The sequence below is a fragment of the Lysobacter silvisoli genome, assembly GCF_003382365.1.
Classification (GTDB): domain Bacteria; phylum Pseudomonadota; class Gammaproteobacteria; order Xanthomonadales; family Xanthomonadaceae; genus Lysobacter; species Lysobacter silvisoli.
In genome coordinates, this window is record NZ_QTSU01000001.1 from 2,451,259 (window position 1) to 2,467,288 (window position 16,030).

The window sequence follows — 16,030 nt, forward strand, 5'->3', positions numbered from 1 at the left end:
GCTGACGGGGCACGGCATGCGCAGGCGCTCAACCATTGCCGCCGCCCTTGGCGGCCGGCGCCGGCTTGGCGCCGCCCTCGACCACCTTGCTGCCCGGACGCAGCTTGCCGGTACCGTCGACCACGACGCGCTCGCCGGCCTTCAGTCCCTCGACGATCTCGGCCAGGCCTTCGCGACGGGTGCCGATCTTGACGTCGGCGCGCTCTACCGTGCCGTCGGGCTTGACCCGGAACACATAGGAATCGTTGCCGACCTGCACCACCGAGATTTCCGGAATCAGCAGCGCCTCGCGCTGCGGGCGGTCGAGCGTGATCTGCACCAGCATGCCCGGCCGCAGCGCGCGGTCGGCATTGGCGAAATCGCCGCGCACGGTGATCGCGCGCGTGGCCGGATCGACGCGCGCATCGACGGTGCTGACCTGGCCTTCGAACGAGCGGCCGGGGTAGGCCGCGCTGGTGCCGGCCAGATGCTGACCGGCGCCGATGTTGGCCAGCAGCGTTTCCGGCACCGGGAAATCGACGTAGACGCGCGCGGTGTCGTCCAAGGTGGCGATCGCGGTGCCCGGGGTGACCAGCGAGCCGGGGCTGACCTGGCGCAGGCCGAGCACGCCGGAGAACGGCGCGCGGATCACCCGGTTGTCGAGGTCGGCGGCCATCTGCGCCACGCGCGCGCGTGCGGCGTCGCGGGTGGCGCGCTGGGTGTCCAGCGCCGATCGCGCGATCAGCTGCTGTCCGGCCAGTTCGGTCTGGCGCTGATACAGGGTCTCGGCTTCCTTGGCGGTGGCCCGCGCCTGATCCAGCGCGGCCTGTTGTGCCTGCCCGGTCAGGGTCACCAGCGGTGCGCCCGCGGCGACCACGTCGCCGCTTTCGAAATGCACGCGCTGCACGGTCTCGCTGACCTTGGCCGTCACCGTCACCGACTCGCGCGCCTTGACGTTGCCCAGCGCCTGCACGGTGTCGTTCCACGGCCGCAGCGCGGCGGCCTGGAGGGTCACCGGCACCGGCCGGTCGCCACCGCCACCGCCGCCGCCCGGTTGGCGCTCGCCGCCTTTGCTGCACGCCGCCATGGCCAGGACTAGGGCGATGGCGCAGCCGGCGCTGTAACGGGCAACGGGGGAACGGGGACTCAAGCGCATGCGGTTCTCTGAACGGGGACGTCATGGGGAGGCACGGGCGGCGGCGCGAGCGGGCGCGCAGCATCGATCCGGCCGATTCTAGCGGCCCGTTGTGAACGGTCGCGTGGGCCATTGGTTGACAGCGGTGGCCGGTCCTAGACCCCGCCTGCGTGTAAGGTTTGCCGAATCTGGCGGCAGCTGCCCTACGCCCCCGTCCGCTCGCCGGCCGAGGTGGCCGGACGCACCGCCGCCGCACTAGTTTCGCCTTTCGTCCAGGTCGTCCCCCCACCTAGGAGCCACGCCCATGATCCACGACAGCATTCTCGACACCATCGGCCGCACGCCCATCGTGCGCCTGCAACGCATCGCCCCGCCGCAGGTGACCCTGTACGCCAAGGTCGAATCCTTCAATCCCGGCGGCTCGGTCAAGGACCGCCTGGCCATCGCCATCATCCTCGACGCCGAAGCGCGCGGCCTGCTCAAGCCCGGCGACACCGTGGTCGAAGCCACCTCGGGCAACACCGGCGTGGCCCTGGCCATGGTCTGCGCGGCGCGCGGCTACAAGTTCGTGGCGACCATGTCGGAAACCTTCTCGGTGGAACGGCGCAAGCTGATGCGCGCCTACGGCGCCAAGGTGATCCTGACGCCCGCCGCCGAACGCGGCAGCGGCATGGTGCGCCGCGCCGAAGAACTGGCGAAAAAGCACGGCTGGTTCCTGGCCCGCCAGTTCCAGAATCCGGCCAATCCGGCCTACCACCGCCAGACCACCGCCGCGGAAATCCTGCAGGACTTCGCCGGCCGCCGGCTCGACCATTTCGTCACCGGCTGGGGCACCGGCGGCACCCTCACCGGCGTGGGCGAGATGCTCAAGCTGGCGCGGCCGGAAGTGCGCGTGACCGTGTCCGAACCCGCCGGCGCCGCCCTGCTCAGCGGCAAGGAATGGCAGCCGCACAAGATCCAGGGCTGGACCCCGGACTTCGTGCCCGAAGTGCTCAACCCGCAGGCCGCCGACGCGATCCTGCCGGTGGACGACCTGCTCGCGCGCGACACCGCGCGGCGCCTGGCCGCCGAGGAAGGCGTGTTCGTCGGCATCTCCGCCGGCGCCACCGCGGCCGCCGCGCTGGAAGTGGCCAAGACCGCCGCACCCGGCTCGGTGATCCTGGCCATGCTGCCCGACACCGGCGAGCGCTACCTCAGCACGATCCTGTTCGAAGGCGTCAACGAAGGCTCCGACGAAGACTGGCTGGCGAGCCTGGGCTGAGGCGCGCGCGATCCAGGCACGCATGAGCCCGTCGGCGCGCAACCTGCTGCTGTCCAACGCCGCGACCCTGGTCGCGGCCTTGGTGTTGGATTGGAACGTGGGCTGGCTGCTGTGGGCCTACTGGATCCAGAGCGTGATCGTGGGCTACTACGCGCGCAAGCGCATGCTGTCGCTGCGCGAGTTCAGCACGCAGGGTTTCACCTCGGGCGATCAGCCCGTACCGGAGAACGAGGAAGGCAAACGATCCACCGCCCGCTTCTTCGTCCTGCACTACGGCTTCTTCCACCTGGCCTATCTGGCCTTCCTGTTCGCCGAGCACCGCGTGTCGGCCGCGTTCGACTGGCTGGTGCTGGTGGCCTGCGGCGTGTCGTTCGCACTGTCGCAGCGGCGCACCTATGAGGACCAGCACGCGGCCGACCTGCGCGGCCGGCCCAACCTGGGCGCGCTGATGTTCACGCCCTACCTGCGCGTGTTGCCCATGCACCTGACCATTATCTTCGGCGCCGGCGGCCACGGCACCGCGGCGCTGTTGCTGTTCACCGCGCTCAAGACCGCCTCGGACCTGGGCCTGGATGCGATCGACCGGCGCATGGCACAGAACGCGGCGCGCAAACGGCCGACGCTAGGTGCCGGCGACACCGCCGGCGACGGCGAGCCCTAAAGGTTCAAAGCCAGCCCGCGTCCCAGACGTAGGCGAACACCGCGATCGCCACCGCGATCAGGGCGGCCGCCACCACCCGGTGGTCGTTGCGCTCTTCCTGCACGGTCGGCGGGCGCTGCGTCACCGGCATCGAGGCGCGCGTTTCGCGCTTGACCGGGTGCGTCTGCAGGTGCGCGTCGATGCGCTGCTTGGCGCTGCGCAGGTCCAGCCCGCTTTCGTGCAGCAGCTTGATCGCTTCCAGGGTCTTGCCCTGCGACAGCGCCAACAGCACCTTGGCCGGCAGGCCGCCGGCGCTTGCGGACGAAGCCTTGGCGGCCTTGTCGGGCAGCGGCCGGCTGTCGCGCCAGGCCTCCACCGCTTCCTTGGCCGAACGCAGGTCGACGCGGTTGGCTTCGCGCACCAGCTTGATCGCCACGATCAGATCGCCGCGCGCGACCGCGGCCGCGGCTTCGGGCGAAATGCCGATCTTGCGCTGATCCACCATGGTCGCCTCCTGCGCGGGATGGCGCCCAGCTTACCCGTCGCCGCGGCCGGCGGCACCTGCGCCGGCGCGCCGGCGCCCGTATGCTGGCCCTCCCCACACGGACACCCCGCCCATGCGCGAGCTATACCCCGAGATCGAGCCCTACCGCAGCCAACGCCTGGCCGTGGACGGCCTGCACGAACTGCACCTGGAAGAATGCGGCAACCCCGACGGCCTGCCGGTGATCTTCCTGCACGGCGGCCCCGGCGCCGGCGTCTCGCCCTACCACCGCCGCTTCTTCGATCCGGCGCGCTACCGCATCGTGCTGTTCGACCAGCGCGGCGCCGGCAAGTCCACCCCGCACGCCGAGCTGCGCGACAACACCACCGCGCACCTGGTCGCCGACATCGAGCGCATCCGCGAGCACCTGGGCATCGAACGCTGGGTGGTGTTCGGCGGCTCCTGGGGCTCGACCCTGGCCCTGGCCTACGCGCAGGCGCACCCCGAGCGCGCGCTGGGCCTGGTGCTGCGCGGCATCTTCCTGGGCCGCCCCGGCGAACTGCGCTGGTTCAACGAACTCGACGGCGGCGCGCGCTGGATCTTCCCCGAACGCTGGGAGCGTTACGTCGGCCATATTCCCGAGGACGAACGCGACAACCTCACCGAGGCCTACTGGCGCCGCCTGGACAGCGCCGACCCGGCCGTGCGCCTGGCCGCGGCGCAGGCCTGGGGCTATTGGGAAGGCGGCAGCACCACCTTGATCCACGACCCGGACGAGGCCGGCAACTTCGAAGAACCGCAGGCGGCGATCAGCCTGGCGCGCGCCGAAGCGCACTACTTCCGCCACGACGTTTTCCTGCAGCCCGACCAGCTGCTGCGCGACGTCGACCGCATCCGCCACATCCCCGCCACCATCGTCCACGGCCGCTACGACATCATCTGCCCGATGAAGAGCGCCTACGACCTGCACCTGGCCTGGCCCGAAGCCGATTTCCAGGTGGTGCTGGCCGGCCACAGCGCGGCCGACCCGGCCATCGTCGACGTGCTGGTGCGCGCGACCGACGCCCTGGCCGATCGCTACGCCTGAGCGCGGCAGCGCAGCGACGCGCGGATCGCGCGTCGCTGTGTCGCGCTCACTTCTTCGCCGGAGCGAACTTTACGGTGTCGTACAACTGGGCCATGCCGGCGCTGGCGGCGCTTTCGTTCGCGGCCACGGTCTGGGTGTAGAGCAGGCAGGTCCAGCCGGCGCCACAGGCCTTGATCGCGTACAGGTCCACGCGCTTGGCATAGGCCGAATCGGCGCCGAACGCGGTGTGGGTGTAGCGCGCGACCAGGGCCGGGAAACGGCCGCCGAGCTTGTAGTCGGCGTGCTTGGCTTCGGTGTAGCTGTCGGAACCTTCGGTCTGCTGCTGGACCAGGAATTCGGCCGCGCCCTGCAGCGAAGGCGCGATGTCGTCGGGGTAGACCTGCACGGTGATGTCCAGGCCCAGGGTTTCGAAGTCGGGCTTGTCGGCCTCGATGCCCAGCGCGCGTCCGCCGCCCTGTTCCATGGCGGTGTTCTCGATCACCTTCCAGTTGCCCGGCAGCGACAGGCTGATGCCGTCCTGGGCGTACTTCTTGGCATGGGCGACATCGGGCGCGGCGATGGCCGGCGTGGCGACGGTTTCGGCGTGCAGTGGGGCGGCGGCGAGTGCGAGCAGCAGCAGGCTGAGCGAACGGGCGTGCATGGGATTCCTTTCGTTGGGGGAGAGCGCCGCGAGGCGCAGGCCACGATAGACGCTGCTGCGGTCGGCGACAATCGCGCCACGCGCCACCACGTCATGACCATCGACCGTACCGGGGCGGCCCCCGCCTCCGGCACAATCGCCCTTCCCTTCGCGCCGCAGCCGCATGACCGACATCGCATTGCCCGTGCTCGGCCTGGCCGTGGTCGACAGCATCAACCCGTCCGCGCTGGCGGTGGCGCTGTGGTGGATGGCGCGCCCCGGCGCGGCGCCGCGCCTGCTGGCCTATATCGCCGGCATCGCGGTGGCTTACCTCACGCTGGGCATCGCCCTGATGCTGGGCCTGGGCGCCGCGGTGCAGCGTTTCGGCGCGGCCTTCGATCATCCGCTGGTGCTGGCGCTGCAGTTCGCCCTGGGCCTGGCCATGCTGGGCTACGGCATCTTCGCGCCCAAGCAGCCCAAGCAGGCGCCGCAGCCGCGCCAGCCGCGCGTCGGCGGCCTGCTCGGCATGATGCTGCTGGGCATGACCGTGACCGCGGTGGAACTGGTCACCGCGCTGCCCTACTTCGCCGCGATCGCGGTCATGACCTCGGCGCAACTGGCCTGGTGGCAGTGGCTGCCGCTGCTGCTGGTCTACAACGCGATCTTCGTCGCCCCGCCGCTGCTGCTGTTGGGCCTGTACGTATTCGCCCGGGAGCGCCTGCAGGATCGTTTCGAACGCTGGCGCGAATCGCTGCAACGCGGCGCGCGCGAGACGCTGCTGTGGATCGTGGCGATCGTCGGCATCGCTCTGGCCGGCGATGCGGTGGGACGCTATTTGAACCTGCGCGACGGCACGCCGGCGAGAGCGGACGCACCCGCCTGGTGGGAGGACTGAGGCATGGGTTCGCTCTGGGGAACGATGTGCCTGTGCCGCCGCTGCGACTTCAGCTTCAGCAGCGACCACCAGCACGGCAGCTACCGCAGCGACCCGCCCATGGGCGGCTACTGCTATGCGCTGTGCGTGCAATGCCTGAGCGAATTCATGCTGCCCACGGCCGGCCCGCGCGGGCCGCACGACGGCGAACGCATGGAGTTGTGCCGGGTCGAACTCGATCGGGAGCGCGTGACCCTGCAGGGCACCGGCGTCCACCTGGAGTTCTACGAGGTCGCCACCGGTGCCTGGTCGGATCGTTTCACTTTGGCCACCACCGCCTGCCCCGAATGCCGCTCGCAAGGAACGCTGAAGGTGGAATTCGCACCCGGTGACCCCTGCCCGCGTTGCAAGCAGGCCAAGCTGATATAAAGCCCCATCGCGGCCAGGCCGCCACGCGCTCGCTCACGGAGGACGCCATGCGCACACCGCTCGCCAAGCTCATCGCCCTGGACGAAGACGCGCTGTTCGACGCGCTGATCTGGATCGACTGGCGCTCGTTCGAATCCGAAGTGGTCGAGTCCTTCTCCGCCGAATTGGCCGCCGAAGATGCGCTGACCATGAGCGACGAGGAAGACCCGCGCGAAATCGTATACCGCGGCGTGAGCTATGCCATTCCTCTGACCGTCAGCGGCCGCGACCGCTACGTGATGATCGCCTCGCTGGCGGAGATACTCAAAGACCGCTATCGGGTCTATGTGCATAGCGATTCCTACGGCGGCTCGGATACGCATGGCTTCCTGCTGCTCACCACGGCCGAGGCCGAGGACGCGGAGCACCAGCATCGCAAGTGGCTGCACGACACCTTCGAGCCGCTGGATCAGGAGATCGACGGCTTCAGCGGCGAGGCGATTCCGTACTACGGGCATGAGTTGCCGGAATCGGCGGCCAAGCCGACGACGGAGAAGAAGCCGTTCTGGAAGTTCTGGTAGGAAACCCTCTCTCTTAAGTCCTTCCCTGCTTTAGCTTCCCTGTTTAAAAAAGAGGGATTGAGGGGGATTTGCTCTTCGCGGGGAGCAACGGCAACAGCAAATCCCCCTAGCCCCCCTTTTCAAAGGGAGGAACAAAGGCAGGCGACGATGCAGGCCGGAGGAAAGTGGTGGGTCGTGACGGATTCGAACCATCGACCAGCGGATGTGAGCCCGAATGCGAGGCCGACTGTCCGGCGAAAGTGGTGGGTCGTGATGGATTCGAACCATCGACCAGCGGATGTGAGCCCGAATGCGAGGCCGACTGTCCGGGGGAAAGTGGTGGGTCGTGATGGATTCGAACCATCGACCAGCGGATTAAAAGTCCGATGCTCTACCGACTGAGCTAACGACCCGATGCCCGGCGCGGGGCCGGTGTGCAGCGCCCGGCGCGGCCGGGGCGTGCATTCTAGCGCAGGGCGCGCGGCGGATGCAGCCCGCGGGCGCGGCGGCGTTCAGACGTAGCGCGTGGGATCGGCCACGCCGGCGGCGGCGAAGCCTTCGGCGCGCAGGCGGCAGGCGTCGCAGTGGCCGCAGGCGCGGCCCTCGTCGTCGGCCTGGTAGCAGGACACGGTCTGGCTGAAATCCACGCCCAGGCGCAGGCCCTCACGGACGATGTCGGCCTTGCTCAGGTACTGCAGCGGCGCGCGCACGCGCAGGCCGGCACCCTCGACGCCGGCCTTGGTCGCCAGGTTGGCCAGGCGCTCGAAGGCCTCGACGAACTCGGGGCGGCAGTCGGGGTAGCCGGAGTAATCCACCGCGTTGACGCCGCAATAGATGTCGTTGGCGCCCAGCACCTCGGCCCAGCCCAGCGCCACCGACAGCATGATGGTGTTGCGCGCGGGCACGTAGGTGACCGGGATGTCGTCCTTGGGCGCGTCCAGGCCCACCGGATGGGCGTCGGTGTCCAGCGGCACCTCGATGGTTTCGTCGGTCAGCGCCGAGCCGCCGATGCTGCGCAGGTCGACGTTGACGGTCTTGTGCGCGACCGCGCCCAGGGCTTGGGCGACGCGCGCGGCGGCGTCGAGTTCGGAGGTGTGGCGCTGGCCGTAGCGCACGCTCAGCGCGTGCACGGCATAGCCCTGCTCGCGCGCGATGGCGATGACGACGGCGGAGTCCATGCCTCCGGAGACGAGGACGACGGCTTTTTTCATGGGGTTCGTGATTCGCAGTGAGGGCGGAGCGAGGCGGATCGTTACATCGCGCTGAAGCTACTGGATTCCCGCTTTCGCGGGAATGACGGGGTGGGGGCTGGCGTCAGCGCCCCGGCTCGTCGTTCCACAGCAATTTGTGCAACTGCAGTTGGAAGCGCACCGGCAGGCGGTCGGCGACGATCCAGTCGGCCAGGTCGCTGGGCTTGATCTGGGTGAAGCTGGGCGAGAACAGCACGTCGCAGACGTCGGTCAGCCGATGCTGCGCGACCACGTCCTTGGCCCAGTCGTAATCCTCGCGGCTGCAGATCACCAGCTTGACCTGGTCGTGCGCGGTCAGCAGCGGCAGGTTGCTCCACAGGTTGCGATGGGCTTCCTTGGAATCCGGGGTCTTGATGTCCAGTACCCGCGACACCCGCGGGTCGACCTCGGCGATGTCGATCGCGCCCGAGGTCTCCAGCGACACCTCGTAGCCGGCGTCGCAAAGCCGGCTCAGCAGGGCGATGCAGCGCTTCTGCGCCAGCGGCTCGCCGCCGGTCACGCAGACGTGGCGCGCGCCATGCCGGGCCACCTCGGCCAGGATCGCGTCGAAGTCCCACCACTGGCCGCCGTGGAAGGCGTAGGCGGTGTCGCAGTACTGGCAGCGCAGCGGGCAGCCGGTCAGGCGCACGAACACGGTGGGCCAGCCGATGCTGCGGGCCTCGCCTTGCAGGGACAGGAAGATTTCGGTCAGCCGCAGGCGCTCGGGCGACGCCAGGGCCGCGTCGGTCGAAACGGCGTTCATGCGCATAGTTTAGCGGAGGCGGCCGGCCGGGGCCGGCGCCAGGATGGAACGGTGCGGCTTGGGCGGGTCGCGGCGGGCGGCCCGGCCCTGGAGCTCAGCGCAGGCGGCCGAGCTGCAGGGCGTTGAGGCGGTCGGAGGCGGCGCGCGCGGCGTCGCTGCCGGGGTAGCGCGCGACCACTTCGCCCAGGGTGCGCTCGGCGGCGTCGAGCTGGCGCAGGCCCTGCTGGGACAGGCCCAGCTTGAGCAGGGCGCCGGGCGCCTTGTCGTGGGTGGGGTAGCGGTCGTACAGCGCCTGGAACTGCGTCATCGCCAGTTGGTAGTTCTGGGTGACGTAATAGCTCTCGCCCAGCCAGTACAGGGCGTTGGGCGTGTAGGTGCCGTTCGGGTAGGCCTCGATGAAGGCCTGGAACATGCGCGCCGAGTCGGCGTACAGGCCGGCCTTGAGCGCGTTGAAGGCCACGTCGTAAGCGCCGCGCTCGTCCTCGCTCTGGGCGATGGTGCCGGCGTCGCCATAGACCGCCGGCGGGCGGTCCTGGGCGGCGGCGTGCGGCGCGGGCGCGGGCGCCGCGGGCACGGCGGCCGGCTTGGGCGCGGCGGCGGACGGAGCCGCCGACGGCGCGGGAGCCGGCGCGGCCGGAGCGGCACCGCCTTCGAGCTGGTTCAAGCGGCCGTCCAGGTCCAGGTACTGGTTCTTGCTGGACTGCTGCTGTTGCTGCATCTGCTGCTGAAGTTCCTCGACCTGCGAGCGCAGGGCCTGGACTTCGGACTTGAGCTGGGTGACCTGGTTGAGCAGGTCGACGTTGCCCTGGGTGTCGTTGGCACGCTGCTCGAGCAGGGCCACGCGGTCGGCCAGGCTGGCGCGCTGGGCGGACGCGGGGGCGGCGGCCACGAGGGCCGCCGCTCCGCAAACGATCGAAGCCGCCAGGGTCTGTGCGAACGTGCGCATCGATCGTGGGCCTTATTACTTGGCGGTGTACACGATCTCGACGCGGCGGTTCTTGGCCCAGCAGTCCTCGTTGGACTCGGTGCAGACCGGGCGCTCTTCGCCGTAGGAGGTCACGGTGATCTGGCTGCCGGAGCCGCCGTTGGCCTGGATGGCCGACGACACGGCATTGCCGCGGCGCTCGCCCAGACCCAGGTTGTACTCGCGGCTGCCGCGCTCGTCGGCGTTGCCTTCCAGGGTCATGCGCGAGGACGGACGGTCGCGCAGGTACTTGGCATGGCAGCCGACGATGTTCTGGAATTCCGGCTTCAGGCTGTCCTGATCCAGATCGAAGTAGACCACGCGCTGGCGCAGGCAGGCGTCGGTATCCAGGTCGTTCGGGCCGTAGGCGCCGGACGCGACCGGGCCACCGCCGTCGGACGGCTGGGTGGTGCCGGTGTTGCTGCCGGTGTCGGTCGGCGGCACTTCCTTGACCTTCTTCGAGCAGGCGACGGCGGCGGTGCACAGCACGGCGGCCAGCAGGAGCTTGCCGACGTTGGCGGTAGCGAGCTTGTTCATGGTTTTCCTCGTCTGGATGAGCACTACTTTGGAGCAGGGGGAGGCAGGACTAAGGGGTCAGCCGATGCCGGGGGATTAAACGGTAGCGGGGTCGCGCTGCGGTCAGCGCGGCGAGCGGTACGGGCCCCAGGCCGGTTCGCGCACGTCGCCGTCGTCCAGCACCACGCGCTCGCGCACGCGGGCGTCGGCGGAGACCGAATACAGCACGCCCCTGCGGCCTTCGCGCGCAGCATAAATGATCATGGCGCCGTTCGGAGCGAAGGTCGGGGACTCGTCCAGCGAGCCCGGCGACAGCGTGCTCCAGCGCGGCGTGCCCAAGGTCGAATCCATCATGGCGATGCGGTAGGTGTTGCCTGCGCCCTGCGCCACGGCGATCTTCTTGCCGTCGAAGGACACGCTGGGCGTGGCGTTGTAGCTGCCCTGGAAGGTCACGCGGGTGGCGCCGCCGCCGCTGGAGGCGACCTGGTAGATCTGCGGCTTGCCGCCGCGGTCGGAGGTGAAATAGATCTTGCTGCCGTCCGCGCTCCAGGTCGGCTCGGTGTCGATGCCGAAGTGGTTGGTCAGCTGGGTCAGCGCCTTGCTGCCCAGGTCCATCACGTAGATCTCGGGGTTGCCGCTGCGCGACAGGGTCAGGGCCAGGCGGCGGCCGTCGGGCGAGAACGCCGGCGCGCCGTTGATGCCGCGGAACTTGGCGATCAGCTCGCGGCTGCCGGAGCTGATGTTCTGGATGTAGATCGAGGAATTGCCGCCCTCGAAGCTGACATAGGCCAGGCGGTTGCCGTCCGGGCTCCAGGCCGGCGACAGCAGCGGCTCGGGCGAGCGCACCACCGGCTGCGGGTTGAAGCCGTCGGAGTCGGCGATCTTCAGCACGTAGTCGGCGCCGCGGCCGGTGCCGTTGGCGGTGACGTAGGCGATGCGGGTGAAGAACGCGCCGCGCACGCCCAGGATCTTTTCGTAGATGGCGTCGGCGATCTGGTGGGCGGCGTCGCGCACGGCGTTGGCGCGCGCGGTGTAGGCGAAGCCGGCCAGGCGCTGCTGCTTGGCCACGTCGAACAGTTCGTATTCGATGCGGTAGCTGCCGGCACCGCCGTCGACGACGCGCCCGACCACGATGTAGTCCTGGTTGATCGCGCGCCACTCGGGGTAGTTGATCTGGCTGCCCTGGCTGGGCTGGCTGCCCATGCGCTCCACGGGCAGGCCGCGGAACTGGCCGGAGCGGTTGAGGTCGTCGCGGATCACCTTGGCGATGTCGGTCTGCGGTGCGGTGGCCGAGCCCTGGTAGGGCATGGGCACGACCACGATGGGCAGGGCAGCGGCTTTGCCGCCGACGATGTCGACATCCAGCCCCTGGGCCGCGGCGGTGAACGGAAGCAGCAGCGCCAGCAGCGCGGCCAGCCAGGTCAGGGGTCGATTCATCGGCACTCCATGGTTCGGACGCAGGGGACTTGTTCAGCTTGGGATTCTTAACAGTTTGGAGGTGAACGCCACCTCAAAGCTGAACGAATTCAGGCCGAACGGCGCCCAGGCTAGTCCTGGGCGGTAAAAGTGAAGTTGAGCTGGCGGTTGAACACCTTCTCGAAGCCCGCGTAGGGCAAGGGCTGGGCCTTGAGCACCGCGGCCTCGATCGAGCGCTGCGCCTGTTCATCGTAGGAGCAGGGCGAAGACACTTTCACGTCAATGACTTCGCCGCCCTGCAGCTGGCGGATGACCAGGCGGCACTTGGCCCCCAGCGGCACGCTGTCGGGGCGGGTCCATTTGGACTTGATCGCCGCCTGCAGGGCCGCGATGTAGGCCGCCTGCAGGCCCGGGTCGCCGGCCCCGCCGGGGCCGGCCTGGGCGCTGGCGGCGGCGTCGGACTGGGCGGCCTGGGTCGAGGCGCGGCTGGCGCTGGCGTCGGCCAACTGCTCCAGGCGCTGCTGCTCCATCCGGGTCGCGCGCGCGGCCAGGTCGCGCTTGCGCCGGATCTCGTCGATCTTCTTCTGCCGCTCGATCTCTTCCTGCTCGGCCAGGCGCTGCTTCTCCTGGGCCTCGAGCTGGCGCTGCTGCTCGGTCAGGTCGACCTGCTCCTGGCGCTGCTTGGCCTCCTGCAGCTCGCGCTCGGTGGCGGGGTTCGGGGTCGGGGTGTCGACCACCTGCTCCTGACTGACGTCGTCGGGCAGCGGGATGAAGTCCTGCGCGCTCTGCTGCGCCGGGGTGGTGGCGTCCTGCGGGCGCGGCTCGGGTTCGGGCTGCGGCAGCGGCTCGTCGGGTTCGGGCACCGGCTCCTTGACCGGATCGACCTTGCTGCGCAGGGTGCGCTGCATGGCCGCCGACAGTTCGCTGGCGTCGACCAGTTCGGTCTGCATGAGCGAACCGCCGCCGCCGGCCGAGCCGCTCCAGTTGAACAAGGCGCTGAGCACGATCGCCAGGATCAGCAGGCCGTGCAGCAGCACGGCCAGGCCGACCGCCTGCGCGGTGTCGGCGCGGGTTTCCCTCATTGCGCCGCGCCCTTCTCGGGCTGGCTCATCAGGCCCACCTTCTCCACGCCCGCGTCCTTGAGCGTGTCGATGGCGTCCATGATGATCTGGTACTTCACGTTGCCGTCGCCGCCCACGTAGACCTGCAGCTTGCCCTTCTCGTTCTCGGCCACCAGGGCGCGCACGCGGGTCAGCAGAGTCTGGCGGCTCACACCCTCCTTCTTCCCGGCCTTCACGGTCAGGAAGTAGTTGCCATCCTTGTCGACCTGGACCACCACCGGGTCGTTCTTGGTCTCGATGGACTTGGCGTTGGAATTGGGCAGATCGACGTCGATGCCCAGGGTCAGCAAGGGCGCGGTGACCATGAAGATGATCAACAGCACCAGCATCACGTCGATGTAGGGCACGACGTTGATTTCGGACTTGAGCTTGCGCTTGCGATGGCGGCGTGCGGCTAGGCCGGACATGGCGTTCCTCTCGTGTTCGTGGGTCTTAACGGCCGAAGCGGTCGCTTCGGGTTAGGCCTCGTCGAGGTGCGCCTGCCGCTGCAGGATCGAGGAGAACTCTTCGGAGAACGCGTCGTAGCGCACCGACAGGCGCTCCACGCCGGTGGCGAAGCGGTTGTAGGCCCACACCGCCGGGATCGCCACGAACAGGCCCATCGCGGTGGCCAGCAGCGCCTCGGAAATGCCCGGGGCGACGTCGGCGATGCCGACCTGCTTGGTGGTCGAGATCAGCGAATGCATGGTGACCATGATGCCGAACACGGTGCCGACCAGGCCGATGTAGGGCGAGGTGGAGCCGATGTTGGCCAGCAGTTCCAGGTTGTGCTCCAGGCCGTCGAGCTCGCGCGAGCCGGTGGCGCGCATGGCGCGCTGGGCGCCTTCGAGCTGGGCGCGGGCGTCGACGCCGCGGCGCTGGCGGATGCGGTTGAACTCGCGGAAACCGGCCTCGAAGATCGCCTCCAGGCCGCCGATGCCGCGGTTGCGCTCGGTGGTGCCGGCGTAGAGCTTGCTCAGCTCGGCGCCCGACCAGAAGCGCTCCTCGAAATGGTCGGCCTCGTTCTTGGCCCGGCGGATCACCTTCCACTTGCGGAAGATGATGATCCAGGAGGTGATCGAGGCCAGCACCAGCAGGGCCATGATGAACTGCACCGGGATGCTGGCCTTGAGCACCAGGTCGAGCAGGCTGAACTCGCCCGTCGCCGCGGCGGCAGCGGCCTGCGTCGCCACGCTGGCGGCCTCTTCCGGCAGGGCTTCCACGGTCGTGGCCAGCAGCGCGATCAACGATGAGGTCATGCTTGGTTCTCCGTAGCCCGCTGCACGGGCCTGATGGTGGCTTACGGTGTTCGGGTTGTTCGGTCTTACTTGGGGCGGTCTTACTTGGGGCGGTCTTACTTGAGCTGGTCTTGCACCGGGGTTTCCAGCGCCTTCAGCGGTTCGTACAGCGACGGCGGGATCGGCGTGGGGCGGAACCCTTCGGCATCCAATGCCGCCACGCGCACGGTCGCGGTCAACAGCCGCTCGCCGTCGCGGTGGATGGCCTGGGCGAACACCAGGCTGGCGCGGCGGCAGTCGCGCAGCTCGGCCGTCACCTGCAAGGCGTCGTCCAGGCGCGCGGGCTTGAGGAAGTCGATCTGCATGGCGCGTACCGCGAACACCAGGCCGAATTCCCGCCGCAACCGATCCTGGCCGTAGCCCTGCGCGCGCACCCATTCGCTGCGCGCGCGTTCCAGGAACGCCAGGTATTGCGCGTGGTAGACCACGCCACCGGCGTCGGTATCTTCCCAATAGACGCGTGTCGGCCAACTGAACGCCGGAGCAATCACCGCATCAACCTCCGTCGAATAGCCCGCCGTTGTTGGGTTTGGGCTTCAGGCCCAGGTGCCGGTAGGCCTTGGGCGTGGCCATGCGCCCGCGTGCGGTGCGGATCAGGTAGCCCTGCTGGATCAGATAGGGCTCGATCACGTCTTCCAGGGTGCCGCGCTCCTCGCTCAGCGCCGCGGCCAGGGATTCCACCCCGACCGGGCCGCCGTCGAAGGAGTCGACGATGGTATTCAGCAGGCGCCGGTCGAGTTCGTCGAAACCTTCCGGGTCGACCTTGAGCATGGCCATGGCGGCGTCGGCCACCTCGCGGTCGATATGGCCGGCCGCGCGCACCTGGGCGTAGTCGCGCACGCGCCGGAGCAGGCGGTTGGCGATGCGCGGGGTGCCGCGCGAGCGCTTGGCGATCTCGGCCGCGCCCTCGGGCTCGCAGGCGATGCCCAGGATCTGCGCCGAGCGGCGCACGATCCGGGTCAGTTCCTCGGCGCTGTAGAACTCCAGGCGCTGGACGATGCCGAAACGGTCGCGCAGCGGCGCGGTCAGCAGGCCGGCGCGGGTGGTCGCGCCGATCAGGGTGAACGGCGGCAGGTCGAGCTTGATCGAACGCGCGGCCGGGCCCTCGCCGATCATGATGTCGATCTGGTAGTCCTCCATCGCCGGGTACAGCACTTCCTCGACCACGGGCGAGAGGCGGTGGATTTCGTCCACGAACAACACGTCGTGCGGCTGCAGGTTGGTCAGCAGCGCGGCCAGGTCGCCGGCCTTCTCGATCACCGGGCCCGAGGTCTGGCGCAGGTTCACGCCCAGCTCGTTGGCGATCACGTGGCTCAGGGTGGTCTTGCCCAGGCCCGGCGGGCCGAAGATCAGCACGTGGTCCAGCGCCTCCTGGCGTTGGCGGGCGGCCTCGATGTAGATCTTCAGCTGCTCGCGGACCGGCTGCTGGCCCAGGTATTCGTCCAGGCGCTTGGGCCGGATCGAGGCCTCCAGGGCCTCGTCTTCGCGGGTGGCGCCGGGGGCGATGATGCGCTGCTCGTTCATGCGGCTATGTTCGCATGCGCGGGGACGGTTCTGGGGCGACGGCGGTGGCGGTTGGCGGTGGCCAGGGCGGCGGGTGCGGCGAATGGGGGGTGATATCGCTCCCTTCTCCCGCTTGCGGGAGAAGGTGCCCGGAGGGCGGATGAGGGCGTGCGGAGTGGGGCTGGCGGCGCGAG

Annotated in this window: 19 protein-coding genes and 1 tRNA gene; 6 read left to right on the forward strand and 14 right to left on the reverse strand. The window is 69.3% G+C overall.

Going from position 1 to position 16,030, the window contains the following annotated elements; genetic code table 11:
• Positions 1 to 28 precede the first annotated feature (28 nt).
• The gene (locus DX914_RS10805; RefSeq protein ID WP_115858974.1) at positions 29 to 1,066 is read right to left on the reverse strand and encodes an efflux RND transporter periplasmic adaptor subunit; all 1,038 of its coding nucleotides are present in this window, start codon (positions 1,064 to 1,066) and stop codon (positions 29 to 31) included.
• A gap of 352 nt (positions 1,067 to 1,418) precedes the next feature.
• On the opposite strand from DX914_RS10805, the gene cysK reads away from it, so the two are divergent.
• Both cysK and DX914_RS10815 read left to right on the forward strand, forming a co-directional pair.
• Entirely contained in the window at positions 1,419 to 2,375 is a 957-nt protein-coding gene (cysK, locus tag DX914_RS10810) for a cysteine synthase A (protein ID WP_115858975.1), read from the forward strand.
• A 22-nt stretch (positions 2,376 to 2,397) separates the two neighbouring features.
• Positions 2,398 to 3,036, forward strand: a complete 639-nt coding sequence (locus DX914_RS10815) for a DUF6498-containing protein (RefSeq protein ID WP_115858976.1) — start codon at positions 2,398 to 2,400, stop codon at positions 3,034 to 3,036.
• 4 nt (positions 3,037 to 3,040) lie between these two features.
• On the opposite strand, the gene DX914_RS10820 is transcribed toward DX914_RS10815, so the two are convergent.
• Positions 3,041 to 3,520 (reverse strand): hypothetical protein, encoded by a 480-nt coding sequence (locus DX914_RS10820; protein ID WP_115858977.1) that lies wholly within the window; start codon positions 3,518 to 3,520, stop codon positions 3,041 to 3,043.
• 112 nt (positions 3,521 to 3,632) lie between these two features.
• Between DX914_RS10820 and pip the strand changes: the two genes are divergently transcribed.
• Entirely contained in the window at positions 3,633 to 4,586 is a 954-nt protein-coding gene (gene pip, locus DX914_RS10825) for a prolyl aminopeptidase (protein WP_115858978.1), read from the forward strand.
• Positions 4,587 to 4,632: 46 nt separating this feature from the next.
• On the opposite strand, the gene DX914_RS10830 is transcribed toward pip, so the two are convergent.
• Positions 4,633 to 5,226 (reverse strand): hypothetical protein, encoded by a 594-nt coding sequence (locus DX914_RS10830; protein WP_115858979.1) that lies wholly within the window; start codon positions 5,224 to 5,226, stop codon positions 4,633 to 4,635.
• A gap of 163 nt (positions 5,227 to 5,389) precedes the next feature.
• Between DX914_RS10830 and DX914_RS10835 the strand changes: the two genes are divergently transcribed.
• Genes DX914_RS10835 through DX914_RS10845 form a run of 3 tightly spaced genes read left to right on the forward strand, consistent with a single transcriptional unit; the run spans position 5,390 to position 7,068 of the window.
• Complete coding sequence (locus DX914_RS10835; RefSeq protein ID WP_115858980.1) at positions 5,390 to 6,100, forward strand: GAP family protein; 711 nt, start codon at positions 5,390 to 5,392, stop codon at positions 6,098 to 6,100.
• Between the two features lie 3 nt (positions 6,101 to 6,103).
• Complete coding sequence (locus DX914_RS10840) at positions 6,104 to 6,508, forward strand: hypothetical protein (protein WP_147300651.1); 405 nt, start codon at positions 6,104 to 6,106, stop codon at positions 6,506 to 6,508.
• Between the two features lie 47 nt (positions 6,509 to 6,555).
• Positions 6,556 to 7,068 (forward strand): hypothetical protein, encoded by a 513-nt coding sequence (locus DX914_RS10845; protein ID WP_115858982.1) that lies wholly within the window; start codon positions 6,556 to 6,558, stop codon positions 7,066 to 7,068.
• 316 nt (positions 7,069 to 7,384) lie between these two features.
• Here the strand turns inward: DX914_RS10845 and DX914_RS10850 are convergent.
• From DX914_RS10850 to ruvB, 11 genes are all read right to left on the reverse strand, one after another.
• Positions 7,385 to 7,460: transfer RNA gene (locus DX914_RS10850), tRNA-Lys, on the reverse strand.
• 99 nt (positions 7,461 to 7,559) lie between these two features.
• Positions 7,560 to 8,258: a 7-cyano-7-deazaguanine synthase QueC gene (gene queC, locus DX914_RS10855; RefSeq protein ID WP_115858983.1), complete on the reverse strand. Its 699-nt coding sequence runs from the start codon at positions 8,256 to 8,258 to the stop codon at positions 7,560 to 7,562.
• A gap of 103 nt (positions 8,259 to 8,361) precedes the next feature.
• Positions 8,362 to 9,039 (reverse strand): 7-carboxy-7-deazaguanine synthase QueE, encoded by a 678-nt coding sequence (queE, locus tag DX914_RS10860; RefSeq protein WP_115858984.1) that lies wholly within the window; start codon positions 9,037 to 9,039, stop codon positions 8,362 to 8,364.
• A 94-nt stretch (positions 9,040 to 9,133) separates the two neighbouring features.
• Entirely contained in the window at positions 9,134 to 9,985 is an 852-nt protein-coding gene (gene ybgF, locus DX914_RS10865; protein ID WP_115858985.1) for a tol-pal system protein YbgF, read from the reverse strand.
• Positions 9,986 to 10,000: 15 nt separating this feature from the next.
• Entirely contained in the window at positions 10,001 to 10,540 is a 540-nt protein-coding gene (pal, locus tag DX914_RS10870; protein WP_115858986.1) for a peptidoglycan-associated lipoprotein Pal, read from the reverse strand.
• A gap of 102 nt (positions 10,541 to 10,642) precedes the next feature.
• A complete protein-coding gene (gene tolB / locus DX914_RS10875; RefSeq protein WP_115858987.1) occupies positions 10,643 to 11,956 on the reverse strand; it encodes a Tol-Pal system beta propeller repeat protein TolB in 1,314 nt (437 codons plus the stop codon).
• 110 nt (positions 11,957 to 12,066) lie between these two features.
• Positions 12,067 to 13,017, reverse strand: a complete 951-nt coding sequence (gene tolA / locus DX914_RS10880; protein ID WP_115858988.1) for a cell envelope integrity protein TolA — start codon at positions 13,015 to 13,017, stop codon at positions 12,067 to 12,069.
• Positions 13,014 to 13,463: a protein TolR gene (gene tolR / locus DX914_RS10885; RefSeq protein ID WP_115858989.1), complete on the reverse strand. Its 450-nt coding sequence runs from the start codon at positions 13,461 to 13,463 to the stop codon at positions 13,014 to 13,016. Before tolR ends, tolA begins: the two co-directional genes overlap by 4 nt.
• A 51-nt stretch (positions 13,464 to 13,514) precedes the next feature.
• Positions 13,515 to 14,294 carry a protein TolQ gene (tolQ, locus tag DX914_RS10890; RefSeq protein ID WP_115858990.1) on the reverse strand — a complete coding sequence of 260 codons (780 nt, stop codon included), beginning with the start codon at positions 14,292 to 14,294 and terminating at the stop codon, positions 13,515 to 13,517.
• A gap of 95 nt (positions 14,295 to 14,389) precedes the next feature.
• Positions 14,390 to 14,824 (reverse strand): tol-pal system-associated acyl-CoA thioesterase, encoded by a 435-nt coding sequence (gene ybgC / locus DX914_RS10895; RefSeq protein WP_115858991.1) that lies wholly within the window; start codon positions 14,822 to 14,824, stop codon positions 14,390 to 14,392.
• 4 nt (positions 14,825 to 14,828) lie between these two features.
• On the reverse strand, positions 14,829 to 15,857 hold the full coding sequence (gene ruvB, locus DX914_RS10900) for a Holliday junction branch migration DNA helicase RuvB (protein ID WP_115858992.1): 1,029 nt from the start codon (positions 15,855 to 15,857) through the stop codon (positions 14,829 to 14,831).
• Positions 15,858 to 16,030: the final 173 nt, after the last annotated feature.